At 66.7% G+C, this 824-nt stretch carries 1 protein-coding gene; it reads right to left on the minus strand.

What is annotated here, in order from left to right:
• Positions 1-824, minus strand: an 824-nt coding sequence (locus tag J3T93_RS09920) for an RCC1 domain-containing protein (RefSeq protein WP_416378861.1), incomplete at both ends; no start/stop codon positions are given.

Genomic DNA, 824 nt, shown 5'->3' on the forward strand with positions numbered 1-824 from the left:
CCCCAGCCGTAGAGCTGGTTGTCCGAGCCCAGGGCCAGGGAATGCCAGCCCCAGCCGCTCATCCGCTTCCAGGTGAACCCTGAGGGCGCATGCTCCGGCAAGCTTACCCGGACGGGAGTGTATTGCCGGGTGGTGGTCCCGTTGCCTACATAGCCATGCTCATTGAGGCCCCAGCCGTAGAGCTGGCCGTCGGAGCCCAAAGCCAGCGCGTGCAGGCTTCCCGCCTCCACATGCTTCCAGGTGAACCCTGCTGGCGCGTCTTGGGGCTTGTCGACCTTGCCGGGCCGGGGGTCGGCCGGGATGCCGTTGATGGTCTTGCCGCCGATGTCGCGTCCCAGCGTGGCGTTCTCGTTGTCGCCCCAGCTGTAGATATTGCCGTCGGAGCCCAGGCCCAGTGTGAACATGTATCCTGCCGAAGCCTGCACCCAGGTGAACCCTGCTGGCGCGCCTTCGGGCTTCAACACCCGGACCGGCTCATGCCTGTTGGTGTTGGTGCCGTCGCCCAGCTGGCCGTTGCCGTTGCTTCCCCACGCGTACAGGTTGCCGTCCGAGGCGACAGCAGCGATGTTTCCTCTTCCTGCGCTGATTTGGCTGAATCTGATGCCTCGCTGTGCGGGCGGGGTCAGGGTGACCTTGGTGCCTCCGGCCTCGGGCCCTTGGGCGGGGCTGATGGTCCAGTGCTGCGTGTCCGTCCTGGTCCACCGGGCGGTCAGGGTGATGCTGTGGGTGACGGGCTGGCTGAAGTCGTAGGCCACATTGTCCTGGAACCAGCCGTCGAACAGGCAGCCGTCGGCCTTCGGGTCCGGCTGGGGGCGTTCCGCCTG

This window comes from Bifidobacterium sp. B4111 (assembly GCF_026537235.1).
In the GTDB taxonomy this organism is placed as follows: domain Bacteria; phylum Actinomycetota; class Actinomycetes; order Actinomycetales; family Bifidobacteriaceae; genus Bombiscardovia.